General features: G+C 65.9%; 12 protein-coding genes. 11 read left to right on the plus strand and 1 reads right to left on the minus strand.

Annotated elements, in window-relative coordinates; translation table 11 throughout:
* Positions 1-38: 38 nt before the first annotated feature.
* The 3 genes from ACTIF2_RS20940 (at position 39) to pyrH (ending at position 3,133) form a co-directional block, all read left to right on the plus strand.
* Entirely contained in the window at positions 39-1,046 is a 1,008-nt protein-coding gene (locus ACTIF2_RS20940) for a 30S ribosomal protein S2 (RefSeq protein ID WP_439499050.1), read from the plus strand.
* A gap of 179 nt (positions 1,047-1,225) precedes the next feature.
* A complete protein-coding gene (gene tsf / locus ACTIF2_RS20945; RefSeq protein WP_439499051.1) occupies positions 1,226-2,149 on the plus strand; it encodes a translation elongation factor Ts in 924 nt (307 codons plus the stop codon).
* A gap of 276 nt (positions 2,150-2,425) precedes the next feature.
* A complete protein-coding gene (pyrH, locus tag ACTIF2_RS20950) occupies positions 2,426-3,133 on the plus strand; it encodes a UMP kinase (protein ID WP_439499052.1) in 708 nt (235 codons plus the stop codon).
* Positions 3,134-3,140: 7 nt separating this feature from the next.
* Here pyrH and ACTIF2_RS20955 read toward each other — a convergent pair whose 3' ends face one another.
* A complete protein-coding gene (locus ACTIF2_RS20955) occupies positions 3,141-3,554 on the minus strand; it encodes a VOC family protein (protein ID WP_439499053.1) in 414 nt (137 codons plus the stop codon).
* A 169-nt stretch (positions 3,555-3,723) separates the two neighbouring features.
* Between ACTIF2_RS20955 and frr the strand changes: the two genes are divergently transcribed.
* From frr to fabZ, 8 genes are all read left to right on the plus strand, one after another.
* Entirely contained in the window at positions 3,724-4,287 is a 564-nt protein-coding gene (gene frr / locus ACTIF2_RS20960) for a ribosome recycling factor (RefSeq protein WP_439499079.1), read from the plus strand.
* Between the two features lie 60 nt (positions 4,288-4,347).
* On the plus strand, positions 4,348-5,109 hold the full coding sequence (locus tag ACTIF2_RS20965) for an isoprenyl transferase (RefSeq protein ID WP_439499054.1): 762 nt from the start codon (positions 4,348-4,350) through the stop codon (positions 5,107-5,109).
* Positions 5,106-5,936, plus strand: coding sequence for a phosphatidate cytidylyltransferase (locus tag ACTIF2_RS20970; RefSeq protein ID WP_439499055.1), 831 nt, complete (start codon positions 5,106-5,108; stop codon positions 5,934-5,936). The genes ACTIF2_RS20965 and ACTIF2_RS20970 overlap by 4 nt, the downstream gene beginning before the upstream one ends.
* A gap of 7 nt (positions 5,937-5,943) precedes the next feature.
* Complete coding sequence (gene dxr, locus ACTIF2_RS20975) at positions 5,944-7,122, plus strand: 1-deoxy-D-xylulose-5-phosphate reductoisomerase (protein WP_439499056.1); 1,179 nt, start codon at positions 5,944-5,946, stop codon at positions 7,120-7,122.
* A gap of 23 nt (positions 7,123-7,145) precedes the next feature.
* Positions 7,146-8,294, plus strand: a complete 1,149-nt coding sequence (gene rseP, locus ACTIF2_RS20980) for an RIP metalloprotease RseP (protein ID WP_439499057.1) — start codon at positions 7,146-7,148, stop codon at positions 8,292-8,294.
* 265 nt (positions 8,295-8,559) lie between these two features.
* Positions 8,560-11,088: an outer membrane protein assembly factor BamA gene (bamA, locus tag ACTIF2_RS20985; protein WP_439499058.1), complete on the plus strand. Its 2,529-nt coding sequence runs from the start codon at positions 8,560-8,562 to the stop codon at positions 11,086-11,088.
* Positions 11,089-11,126: 38 nt separating this feature from the next.
* Positions 11,127-12,188 (plus strand): UDP-3-O-(3-hydroxymyristoyl)glucosamine N-acyltransferase, encoded by a 1,062-nt coding sequence (gene lpxD / locus ACTIF2_RS20990; RefSeq protein WP_439499059.1) that lies wholly within the window; start codon positions 11,127-11,129, stop codon positions 12,186-12,188.
* Between the two features lie 179 nt (positions 12,189-12,367).
* Positions 12,368-12,826 (plus strand): 3-hydroxyacyl-ACP dehydratase FabZ, encoded by a 459-nt coding sequence (fabZ, locus tag ACTIF2_RS20995; protein ID WP_439499060.1) that lies wholly within the window; start codon positions 12,368-12,370, stop codon positions 12,824-12,826.
* Positions 12,827-12,857 lie beyond the last annotated feature (31 nt).

The following is a 12,857-nucleotide window of genomic DNA, read 5'->3' on the forward strand; positions in this document are numbered from 1 at the left end:
TCGCACCCCAGAGGCTCAACCGGAAGGACGATAGAACCATGGCTCTGCCAGATTTTTCCATGCGCCAGTTGCTCGAGGCCGGCGCTCATTTCGGCCACCAGTCGCATCGCTGGAACCCGAAGATGTCGCCGTTCATCTACGGGACGCGCAACAACATCCACATTCTCGACCTGTCGCAGTCGGTGCCGATGCTGTCGCGCGCCCTGCAGGCGGTCAGCGACACCGTCGCCCGCGGCGGTCGCGTGCTCTTCGTCGGCACCAAGCGCCAGGCGCAGGACGCCATCGCTGACGCCGCCAAGCGCTCGGCCCAGTATTATGTCAACTCCCGCTGGCTCGGCGGCATGCTGACCAACTGGAAGACCATCTCGGCTTCGATCCAGCGCCTGCGCAAGGTCGACGAGCTGCTCGCCGGCGGCGGCACCGGCCTGACCAAGAAGGAGCGCCTGATGCTGGCGCGCGAGCGCGACAAGCTCGAGAAGGCGCTCGGCGGCATCAAGGACATGGGCGGCACGCCCGACATGATCTTCGTGATCGACACCAACAAGGAAGCGCTCGCGATCAAGGAGGCTCAGCGCCTCGGCATCCCGGTCGCGGCAATCGTCGATTCGAACTCGGATCCGGACGGCATCACCTTCCCGGTCCCGGCCAATGACGACGCCGGCCGCGCCATCGCGCTCTATTGCGACCTGATCGCGCGCTCGGCCATCGACGGCATCTCGCGCGCCTCGGGCGACACCGGCGTCGATCTCGGCGCCGCCGAGGCCCCGGTGGTCGAGGAAGTCGTCGCCGCCGAGCCGGCCAATGATGCCGGCCCGGTCTTCGAGCTCCTGACCGCGCCGCGCGGCGCGCCGGACGACCTGATGAAGCTGAGCGGCATGGGCCCGGAACTGGTCCAGAAGCTCAATGACGGCGGCCTGTTCCATTTCTGGCAGTTCGCCGCGATGTCGCCCGCCGACATCGCCAAGGTCGATGCCGACCTGAAGCTCGCCGGCCGCATCGAGCGCGACGGCTGGGTGGCCCAGGCGCGCGATCTCGCCGAGGCCTGAGCCCGGCTGCGACGCGTCATTCGCGCGTCGTCGGAATCTGAGTGAAGTCAGCGCCGACGGCCGGAAACGGAGCGTCGGCGTTTCCCCGTCACGCCGTGGCGTGCAACGACATCGAAAGACGTGCCGTCGATTGCCAGCGTGTCCCCGCAGGCCCGGCACATGACAGCAAGGAACGAGAAATGGCTGCGATCACCGCCGGCATGGTGAAGGAACTCCGCGACAAGACCGGCGCGGGCATGATGGACTGCAAGACCGCGCTCAGCGCGACCGACGGCAATATCGAGGCCGCCATCGACTGGCTGCGCACCAAGGGCCTCGCCAAGGCCGCCAAGAAGGCCGGCCGCGTCGCCGCCGAGGGCCTTGTCGCCGCGGCGGTGTCCGGCAATCGCGGCGTCGTCGTCGAAGTCAATTCCGAGACCGACTTCGTCGCGCGCAACCTCGAGTTCCAGGCGCTTGCGCGCACCATCGCCGATGTCGCTCTCGAGCGCGGCGGCGATGTCGAGGCGCTGCTCGCCCATCACTATCCCGGCGGCGGCACGGTGGCCGACGCCATCGCCAACGCTATCGCCACGATCGGCGAGAACATGACCCTGCGCCGCGTCGCCGACGTCAAGGTCTCGTCCGGCTTCATCGGCCAGTACGTGCATGGCGCGGTCGCCGACGGGCTCGGCAAGATCGGCGTCATCGTCGGCCTCGAGTCGACCGGCAAGGGCGAGGAGCTCGCTGCGCTCGGCCGCCAGCTCGCGATGCATGTCGCGGCGACCAATCCCGTCGCGCTCGACCTCGCTTCGGTCGATCCGGCGATCCTGGAGCGTGAGAAGGCGATCCTGGCCGAGAAGAACGCCGGCAAGCCCGCCCATGTGCTCGAGAAGATCACCGAGAGCGGCCTGAAGAGCTATGCCAAGGAATATTGCCTGCTCGAGCAGGCCTATATCCATGACGGCTCGAAGTCGGTCGCGCAGGTGCTGAAGGAGATCGAGGGCAAGGTCGGCGCTCCCGTCAAGCTCACCGGCTTCGCCCGCTTCGCGCTCGGCGAGGGCATCGAGAAGGAAGAGACGGACTTCGCGGCCGAAGTCGCTGCGGCAGGCGGCACGGCCGGCTGAAAACCCGTTGATAGAGATCGAAAAAGGCCGCGCCCAGCGCGGCCTTTTTTGTATGAAAATGGTGTTGGTGCCGATTCGCGCCGTCGGGAGCCGGCTCTCACTAATATGTTAGAGCAGGATCAATGCGAAAAACCGGTTCCCACTTTTTCGCATCCTGCTCTAGCGTCAGCTTGACCTGAAGCGTGAATCCGCCTCTCACCAATGAACGAGAGCCTGATGCCATCCGAAAGCCATTTCGTACGCTCGGCATCAGGCGCTGACAGCGGAGAAAAGCCGGTGAGACCCAAACGCGTTCTTGTGAAGCTCTCCGGCGAAGCTCTTGCAGGACAAGCAGGATCCGGCCTCGACGGCGCGACCTTGACGGCCCTGGCCGCCGATATCGCCAAGGCCTCGCATGAAGGCGTGGAGATCGCCATCGTCGTCGGTGGCGGCAATTTCTTCCGCGGCCTGCAGGGTCTGAACAAGGGCCTGGATCGCCCCAGCGCCGATTCGATCGGCATGCTGGGTACGGTGATGAACGCGCTCGCGCTCGAACATGCGATCGAGACCGCCGGCGCTCCGGCCCGCGCCATGTCGGCGGTGCCGATGCCGTCGCTCTGCGAAAGCTATGCCAGGCGCCGCGCGCTTGATCATCTCAGCAACGGCAAGGTCGTGATTCTCGGCGGCGGCACCGGCAATCCCTATTTCACCACCGACACCGGCGCGGCGCTGCGGGCGGCGGAGCTCGATTGCGAGCAATTGCTGAAGGCGACGCAGGTCGACGGCGTCTATACCGCCGATCCCAAGAAGGATCCGACCGCGACGCGCTACGAGCGCCTGACTCATGCCGAGGCGATCAGGCACGATCTCAAGGTAATGGATACGGCGGCCTTCGCGCTGGCGCGTGATGCCGGCCTGACGATCGTGGTGTTCTCGATCGCCGAGGCGGGTGCCTTGGCCGCCGTGCTGCGCGGCGAGGGCAGGGCGACCTATGTGACGCCCTGACGAGGGCTCAGTAGGTCCGCCAGACGCCCGGCGTCATCAATTCCAGCAAGTGGCCATCGGGATCGCGGAAATAGAGGCTCGTCCCGCCGCGGTCCCAGCTCATGCGCCCTTCGATCGTGACGTCGTGCCTGGCCAGGGTCTCCTCCCAACCGGGCAGGGCCTCCGTGTCGATGGCGAAGGCGATATGGAGCGGCCCGGAGCCGTCATGCGGCGGGATGCTCCCGGTCGGCGACCTCTGCGTCTGCAGCGATTCCCCGCGCTTGAAGAGCAGCAGCACGCTTGCGCCGCCGACGTCATAGGCGAACAGGGTCCGGGTCGTGAGTACCGACTGCAGGCCCAGGACGTTCTCGTAGAACGCGCGCGCGCGCTCCAGATCGTCGACGTAAAGCGCGGTCTCGATGATGCGGTTCAGCTTCGGCATTGCAGTCATTCGGAGGGGGATGAGCACCGGCGTGGAAAAGCGCTATAAGGGGCAACCTTGGCTTGACCACGGCGAAACGCGCTGCAGACAGGATGAAATCCTTGACCCTGGGCGGGGCGGCGGCCATGGTCGCGCCCGGTTTTCGATTATCTGCAAGGTCTTGACTACGATGGCCCAGACGACGTTCGATATCTCCGACCTGAAGCGTCGGATGCAGGGGGCGGTGCAGTCCTTCAGGGGCGATCTCGCCTCCCTGCGCACTGGCCGCGCCTCGGCCAACGTCCTCGATCCGATCCAGGTCGAGGCTTATGGTGCGCGCACGCCGCTGAACCAGCTCGCAACCGTGAGCGTTCCGGAAGCGCGCCTGCTCAGCGTCCAGGTCTGGGACCGCAGCATGGTCCAGGCGGTGGAAAAGGCGATCCGCGAATCCGATCTCGGCCTCAATCCGCAAACGGAAGGCCAAGTGCTGCGCATCCGGATTCCGGAGCTGAACGAGCAGCGCCGCAAGGAGATGGTCAAGGTCGCGCATAAATATGCCGAGGAATCCAAGATCGCCGTGCGCCATGTCCGCCGCGACGGCCTCGATCTCGTCAAGAAGCTCGAGAAGGACGGCCACCTCACCAAGGACGACGTGACGCGCGAGTCCGACCAGGTCCAGAAGGTGACGGATCAGCATATCGCGGAGATCGACCAGGCGCTGGCGGCCAAGGAAAAGGAAATCCTGCACGTTTGATCGCCGTCTGGCGGTCGAGCGCCGGCGATCATGGGACGCAACGCCGAAAGAGGCACGACAATGTCAGTAGGCCAGCGTCCGGGGGAACGCGCCGAGATACCCTCCCATGTCGCGGTGATCATGGACGGCAACGGGCGCTGGGCGCAGCTGCGCGGCCTGCCGCGCCATGAAGGCCACCGGCGCGGGCTGGAGGCCTTGCGCCGCACCGTCAAGAACGCCGCCGACCTCGGCATCGAGGTCCTGACCCTCTACAGTTTCTCGACCGAGAACTGGCGCCGGCCGGCCGCCGAAGTCTCATTCCTGATGACGCTGCTCCGGCATTTCGTCGAGAAGGACCTCGCCGAGCTCAGCGCCGCAAATGTGCGCGTTCGTGTCATCGGCGGGCGGGAGGATCTTGCGCCGGACCTGCTCCGCCTGGTCGAGCATGCTGAAGCCGCCACGCGCGGCAATACCGGCATGATCCTCGTCGTCGCGTTCAACTACGGTTCGCGTGACGAGATCGTCCGCACTGCCCGCCAACTCGCAGCCGACGTTGCCGCCGGCCGCATCAGCCCGGCCTCGATCGACGAGAGCAGCTTCTCGCTGCGTCTCGATACCGGCGACCTGCCCGACCCGGAACTGGTGATCCGGACCTCCGGCGAGACCCGGATCTCGAATTTCCTGCTCTGGCAGGCGGCCTATGCCGAGTTCGTCTTTACGCCGGTGCTCTGGCCTGATTTCGATCGCGCTGCGCTCGAGGAGGCGCTGGCGGAATATCGCCGCCGCGAGCGCCGCTTCGGTGGGCTGGCGGAATCGTCCGCCCGCAATGTGGGCGTGGCGTGAGCGATCATCCTCCCGGCGGCCCGACGGCCGGTCCGAGCGAACTCAAGCTGCGTGTCCTGTCCGCGCTGGTCCTTGCCGCGGCCGTTCTCGTCACGACGCTCGTCGGCGGCTGGCCTTTCAGGCTGGTCTGGGCGCTGGCCGCGGGGCTGGTCGCCTATGAGTGGCTGGCGATGGTGAGCCGCCGCAACGCCGTGCCTGCCGGTATCGGCGTGGCGCTGGCAGGCCTCGCGCTCGGTCTGGCGCCGGTCAGCGCGACTGCGCTCGCCGGGGTGTCCGCTTTCGCGGCCTTCATCGGAGCGGTGCTGATGGCGCGTCTCAAGCAGCGCTGCTGGCTCGAGATCGGCGGCATCGTCTATGCGCTCGCCTTCGCGGTGATCCCGCCATCCTTGCGCGCTTGGCCCGAGTTGGGCCTCGCTCTCATCATCTGGACCTTTGCGGTCGCCTGGCTCACCGATATCGCCGCCTATTTTGCTGGCCGCGCGCTTGGCGGGCCGAAGCTGATGCCGTCGATCAGCCCGAAGAAGACCTGGTCCGGCGCGCTTGGCGGGGCAGCCGCCGGCACGCTTGGCGGATATGCGGTCTGGGCGTTGACGCCGGGGGCGGCGAACATTGTCGGTCCGCTGGTGGTGGTCGCTGCCTCCTTCTTCGCTTCCGTTGTCAGCCAGGCCGGCGATCTGTTTGAATCTGCGATGAAACGTCGTTTTGGTGCGAAGGATTCGAGCCAGCTGATCCCGGGCCATGGCGGCTTTTTCGATCGTCTTGACGGCTATTGGGCCGTACTGGTTTTCGTCGGTGCGGCCCTGTTCCTGGCGCGGCTGGAGTTCTGACGAGGTCATGCGCCGTCTGGTTACCCTGCTCGGAGCGACCGGCTCCATCGGCCGCTCGACGCGCGATGTCGTCGCGGAGAACCCCGATCATCTGAGGATCGGCGTCGTCGTGGGCGGCCGCGATGCCGAGGGGCTGGCGCAGGTCGCGATCGAGACCGGGGCGAGCTTCGCCGCCCTTGCCGACGAGGCGGGCGGACCCGCACTGGCGCAGGCGCTCGCGGGGCACGGCATCCGCTCGGGAGCCGGGCGGCAGGCGGTGTTCGAAGCGGTCGCCATGCCGAGCGACATCGTCGTCAGCGCCATTTCCGGCGCCGCCGGCCTTGAAGCCACCTTTGCGGCCCTGACGCCCGGCCGTGTGATCGCGCTCGCGAACAAGGAGAGCCTGGTTTGCGCCGGCGCCGCCGTGATGGCGCGCGCGCAAGCTGTCGGCGCCAGGATCCTGCCGCTCGATTCCGAGCATAACGCTCTCTTCCAGGTGCTCGGATCGGAGCCGATCTCGGCGATTCGCAAGATGACGCTGACGGCGTCGGGCGGACCGTTCCGGACCTGGTCGGCCGAGCGGATCGCTGCCGCCACGCCGGAACAGGCCCTGGCCCATCCGAATTATGCGATGGGCGCCAAGATCACCATCGACTCCGCCGGCTTGATGAACAAGGGGCTGGAGCTGATCGAGGCCTGCTTCCTGTTCGGGCTCGCGCCGGATCAGCTCGATGTCCTGGTCCATCCCCAGCAGATCGTGCACGGGCTCGTGACCTTCCGCGACGGTTCGGTCAGCGCCGGCATGGCCGTGCCGGACATGCGGGTGGCGGCGGCGCATTGTCTCGGCGTCGATGGCAGGCTCGACGCGCCCGCCGGACGCTTCCTCGATCTTGCCGCCGTGGCGCCGCTCTCCTTCGAAAAGCCGGATCTTGGCCGTTTCCCGGCTCTTGGATTGGCCATGGCCGCGCTGGCCGCGGGCGGGGCGATGCCCGCCATTCTCAATGCGGCCAACGAGGTCGCAGTCGAGGCCTTCCTTGCCGGGCGGATCGGCTTTCCCGGCATCGCGGCGCTGGTCGAGACGATCTGCGACGCCTCTGCGTCAGGGCGTGCGGCGCCTGCCGATATCGACGCCGCCCTCGCCATTGACCATGAGACGAGAAAGCGCGCCCGCCTGCTCTTGTCCCAGGGCCGCTTCGCTGTCACCTAGAGGGGAGGGATCGGGAGAAATTTATGGATATCGCAGCAACCATCTGGAACTCGGGCAGCTTCCTGCTCGGCTATCTGGTGCCGTTCCTGTTTGTCCTGACCATCGTGGTCTTCGTGCATGAGCTCGGCCACTTCCTCGTCGGCCGCTGGTGCGGCGTCGACGTGAAGGTGTTTTCGATCGGCTTCGGCCGCGAGCTCTTCGGCTTCGAGGACCGCCACGGCACGCGCTGGCGCTTCGCTCTCATCCCGCTCGGCGGCTACGTGAAATTCTCGGGCGACGCCGACGCCTCGAGCACCCCGGACAACAGTGAAGTCGCGCGCATGACGCCCGAACAGCGCGCGCGTTCCTTCCCGGCCCAGTCGATCGGCGAGCGTGCCGCGATCGTGGCCGCCGGTCCGATCGCCAATTTCCTGCTGGCGATCCTGATCTTCGCCGGCACCGTCTACACCTTCGGACGCCCGATCCTGACCCCGCGGATCGATCAGGTGGTCGTCGGCAGCGCCGCAGAGCGAGCCGGCCTGCGCGCCGGGGACCTGGTTCTCTCGATCGACGGCAGCTCGATCCGCAGTTTCGGCGACATGCAGCGCGCGATCTCGACGCGGCCGAACGAAACCCTCTCCGTCTCGGTCGACCGGGCGGGCAGCACGCTGGTCCTTCCCGTCACGCCCGACCTTGTCGAAACGTCGTCGGCCCTGGGCAAGCAGCGCATCGGCGTCGTCGGGGTCCAGGCGTCGCGCAAGGCCGAGGACTGGACGACGCAGCATTTCGGTTTCGGCGAGGCGGTCAAGGTCGGTTTCTCCGAGACATGGTTCGTCGTCGAGCGGACCTATGACTACCTGTCCAAGCTGGTCAGCGGCCGGGAATCGACCGACCAGCTTTCGGGTCCGATCCGGATCGCGCAGGTGTCGGGAATGGTCGCGTCGAGCGGCGGCGTCCTGGCGCTGATCAACCTCGCGGCGATTCTCTCGGTCTCGATCGGGCTGATGAATCTGCTGCCCGTGCCGATGCTGGATGGCGGGCACCTCATGTTCTACGCGATCGAGGCGCTCCGTGGCCGGCCCCTGAGCGAGCGCGCCCAGGAAATCGGCTTCCGCGTCGGTCTCGGGCTGGTGCTCATGCTCATGCTTTTTGTCACCTGGAACGACCTCGTCCATGTCCGTTCGCTGCTTTAGCGCAGCCGGCATGACGCAGAAATAGCGGGTCGAAGTAGCGCTTTTGGCCCAGTTTCGCGCAGAATATCCTGATTCGCGGCAGCAACGGTGCACGCGTGGCCTCCTGGCAACGACGCGGTTAAAAATAATTCGTTAACGACAATGTCCGTTTGCACCTCGCAGGAAACTTTGTAGAAGCGATTGGTCTGCAATGTCGCCATGCACCTGCGCAAAAGCAGGGGCCCCCGTTCGGGGTGGTGACCTACGAAATGGAATAGGCGACCCGATGACGTCGACCCAAAAGAGCCGGTCTTTCAAAACGCGGCTCTCTCGATCAGTCGGACTTTCGGCCTTCATGTTGGCCGTAAGCGGTGGCGTTGTTTTTGCGCAGGCCGTGATTGTCCAAGGCAACCGTCACGTCGATGCGGAGACCATCCGCTCCTACGCAACGCAAGGCGGCCCGCAGGAGATCCGGCAGAGCCTGCTGGCGACCGGACTGTTCTCGAACGTCCAGGTCAACCGCCGCGGCAGCCAGACCGTGATTTCGGTCCAGGAGAACGACACGATCAATCGTGTCGCCTTTGAGGGCAACAAGCGCCTCAAGAGCGAGGTCCTGCTGCAGCAGGTCGAGTCGAAGGCGCGCGGCCCGCTCAGCCAGCAGCTGATCGATTCCGACGTGCAGCGGCTGAAGGAAACCTATCGCCGCTCGGGCTACGGTGCTGCCTCCATCTCCGGCCGTATCGCGCCGCTGCCGAACGGTCGCTCGGACGTGGTCTTCACCATCGTCGAAAGCGGCAAGACCGGCATCAAGCAAATCAACTTCACCGGCAACGGGGTCTACTCCGCGTCGCGCCTGCGCGGCCTGATGACCTCGACCGAGTCGAATTTCCTCAGCTTCATCAAGACCTCTGACGTCTATGATCCGGATCGCATCGCGTCCGACCTCGAGCTGATCCGCCGCTACTATCTGAAGAACGGCTATGCCGATTTCAGGATCGTCGCGAGCGACGCGCGCTTCGACGAGGCGCAGAGCGGCTGGGTCATCGACGTCGCGGTGGATGAGGGGCCGCAATACAAGGTCGGCAACGTTGCCGTCGATTCGCAGCTTGGCGACATCGAGCCGGGCGCGCTCGAGCGGATGATCGTCACCTCGGCCGGTGATACCTACAATGCCGAGGCGGTCGAGAGGTCGCTCGTCAACCTGACCACCGAGGTCGCGCGCCGCGGCCATCCCTTCGCCCAGGTCCGCCCGCGCGGCGACCGCGACGGTGCGGGCCAGCAGATCGGCATCACCTATGTCGTCGACGAAGGCCCGCGGGTCTATGTCGAGCGCATCAATGTCCGCGGCAACAACCGCACCCGCGATTATGTCGTGCGCCGCGAGCTCGATCTCGGCGAGGGCGACGCCTATAACAAGGTCCTGGTCGACCGCGCCGAGCGCCGCCTGAACAATCTCGGCTTCTTCAACAAGGTCCGCATCACCAACGAGCCGGGCAGCGCGCCGGACCGGGTGATCGTCAATATCGATGTCGAGGACAAGGCGACCGGCTCGTTCTCGATCGCCGGCGGCTATTCGACCTCCGACGGCATGATCGGCGAGGTCTCGCTGTCGGAATCGAACTTCCTCGGCCGCGGCCAGTTCGTGAAGATCGCCGGCACGCTCGGCCAGCGGACGCAGGGCATCGACTTCTCCTTCACCGAGCCCTATTTCCTCGGCCACCGCATCGCTGCCGGCTTCGACCTGTTCTCGAAGTTCAACGAGAACTACAATACCGGCCGCTTCGAGAGCCGCGTGACCGGCGGACAGGTGCGTTTCACCTTCCCGATCACGGAAGAGTTCTCGATCACGCCGCGCTATTCGATCTACTCGACCGAGATCGAGATCCCGAACACGATCTCGCGGCCCTATAACGACTGTACCCGCCCGATCACCGGCATCACGCCGGGCACGGACGGGGCCCTGCCGGCATCGACGACCGGATTCAACTGCTTGAGCAACGGCGAAGCGTCGATCGCGGTGAAGGAAGCCGCCGGCACGACCCTGACCTCGCTGGTCGGCGTGAACTTCAACTACAACTCGCTCGACAACTACCAGAACCCGCGCAACGGCTTCATTGCGGAGCTGAAGCCGGAATTCGCAGGTGTCGGCGGCGACTCGAAGTTCCTGCGCGTCTCGGCGGACGCCCGCTATTATCGCGAGATCTTCGACGATGTCGTCGGTTTCGTCCGGGTCCAGGGCGGTCACGTCCAGGCGACCAGCGGTGACCTGCGCATGATCGACCACTACTTCCTCGGCCCGAGCCTGGTGCGTGGTTTCGCGCCGTCCGGCCTCGGTCCGCGCGACGTGCTGAACGACCCGACGGCCAACGCGCTCGGCGGCACCACCTATTTCGGCGGTACGCTCGAGGTGCAGTTCCCGCTCTGGGGCCTGCCGCGCGATCTCGGTCTGCGTGGTGCGGTCTTCGCCGATGCGGGCACGCTGTTCAACTATGACGGTGGCTCGAAGGGTATCACGGGTGCCTTCTCGGGTTGCCCGGCCGGCTCCGAGGCGCGCCAGTTCAACGTCGCCCTTGATCCGTCTCAGACTCAGTATCAGGGCAACGTCGCCTGCGTCCGCGACAAGAACATGATCCGCTCGTCGGTCGGCGTCAGCTTGCTCTGGCAGTCGCCGCTCGGACCGATCCGGTTCGATTACGCCTATGCCTTGACCCGGGACAAGGGGCAGTGGGGCACCAATCCCGCGACGGGCATCTCCGGCAAGTACGGTGGCGACCGCCTGCAGGCCTTCCGCTTCTCCGGCGGCGCCCGCTTCTGACGCGGCGGGGCGGCGACGCCCCGCACCGGACTTTGTGCATGTCAGACCCCCAGTTCTTTCCGATCGCGACCTCGCTGAGCTTTGGCGAGGTCGCAGCCATTTCAGGCGTGTCGCTTCCGGATGGTGTCGATCCGGCCCGCCTGGTCACGGGTGCTGCGGCGCTCGAGGCGGCGGGGCCGGGCGATATCGCCTATATGGACAACCCGAAATATACCGACGCCCTGGCCAGGACCTCGGCCGGCCTGTGCCTGGTCTCGGCGCGTTTCGCTGCGCGCGTTCCAGAGCCAACCATCGCCCTGGTCTCGCCGGCGCCCTATCACGCCTTCGCCAGAGTGCTCTCCCGCTTCTTTCCCGATGCTCTGAAGCCCGGCTCCGTGTTTGGAGCGCAGGGCGTCGCGCCCGGCGCCATCGTTCACGCGACCGCGCGGCTGGAAGCCAATGTCACCGTCGATCCCGGCGCCGTGATTGGCCCGGGGGCCGAAATCGGTTCCGGCACGGTGATCGCGGCTCATGCCGTGATCGGCCCTCAGGTCCGGATCGGGCGTGATTGCGCGATCGGGGCGGGAAGCACCTTGCAGTCGACCCTAATCGGCAACCGGGTGATCATTCATCCGGGCGTCCGGATCGGGCAGGACGGCTTCGGCTTCGCGATGAGCCCGAAAGGCCATATGAAGGTGCCGCAGATCGGGCGCGTCATCATTCAGGACGATGTCGAGATCGGCGCCAATAGCTGCATCGACCGCGGAGCCAGCCGCGATACCGTGATCGGCGAAGGCACCAAGATCGATAACCTGGTCCAGATCGGCCATAACTGCGTCATCGGCCGCCACTGCGTCATCGTCTCGCAGGTCGGGATCGCCGGCTCCACGACGCTGGAGGATTTCGTCGTGCTTGGCGGGCAGGTCGGGCTTGCGGGCCATCTGACGGTCGGCATGGGCGCGCAGGTCGCGGCGCAAAGCGGTGTCGCGGGCGATATCCCTCGCGGCGCGCGCTATGGCGGCTATCCGGCGCAACCGGCCTTGAGCTGGGCGCGGGAAAGCGCGCTTCTCAAGTCGCTGGTCGCCAAGCGCGGCAAGCCGTCGGGCAGCTCGGACTCCTGAACGCCGGCAAGACCGGGCCGGTATGTCGAATTCTCTTGATCGCCTGCCGTGATTTCCGGCAAACGGACATGGCGACGACAATTGTTTGGCCAAACGTCCGTAACGTGTTGTTGCGGCGTGGGTTTGATCGATAGATTCTGCAGGCGGCTCCCGCCGATCTGCATGGGAGGCGGGAGAGCATGAGCGACGCGACGACATCGCTGGGCGTGGCCGATATCCAGAAGATCATGGCCTGCATTCCGCACCGCTATCCCTTTCTCCTCGTCGATCGCGTCGTCGAGATGAACGGCGACGAATCCGGGATCGGCATCAAGAACGTCACCGCCAACGAACCGCAGTTCACGGGGCATTTTCCCGATCGGCCAGTGTTCCCGGGCGTGCTGATGATCGAGGCGATGGCGCAGACGGCGGGCGTCCTCGTCGTCAGCGCGCGGGGCTCCGAAGAGCTCGCGGTCAGCACGGTGCTGTTCACCACGATCGACAAGGCCAAGTTCCGCAAGCCGGTGATCCCGGGCGACACCTTGCGCTTCCATCTCACCAAGATCGCGCGCAAGCGCAATATCTGGTTCTACCGCGGAGAGGCACGCGTCGACGGCACTCTGGTCGCCGAGGCCGAGCTTTCCGCCATGGTGATGTGAGCCGGTCGCGTTCCATCGAAATCAGGACTGA

This window comes from Allobosea sp. (assembly GCF_051860145.1).
Classification (GTDB): Bacteria; Pseudomonadota; Alphaproteobacteria; order Rhizobiales; family Beijerinckiaceae; genus Allobosea.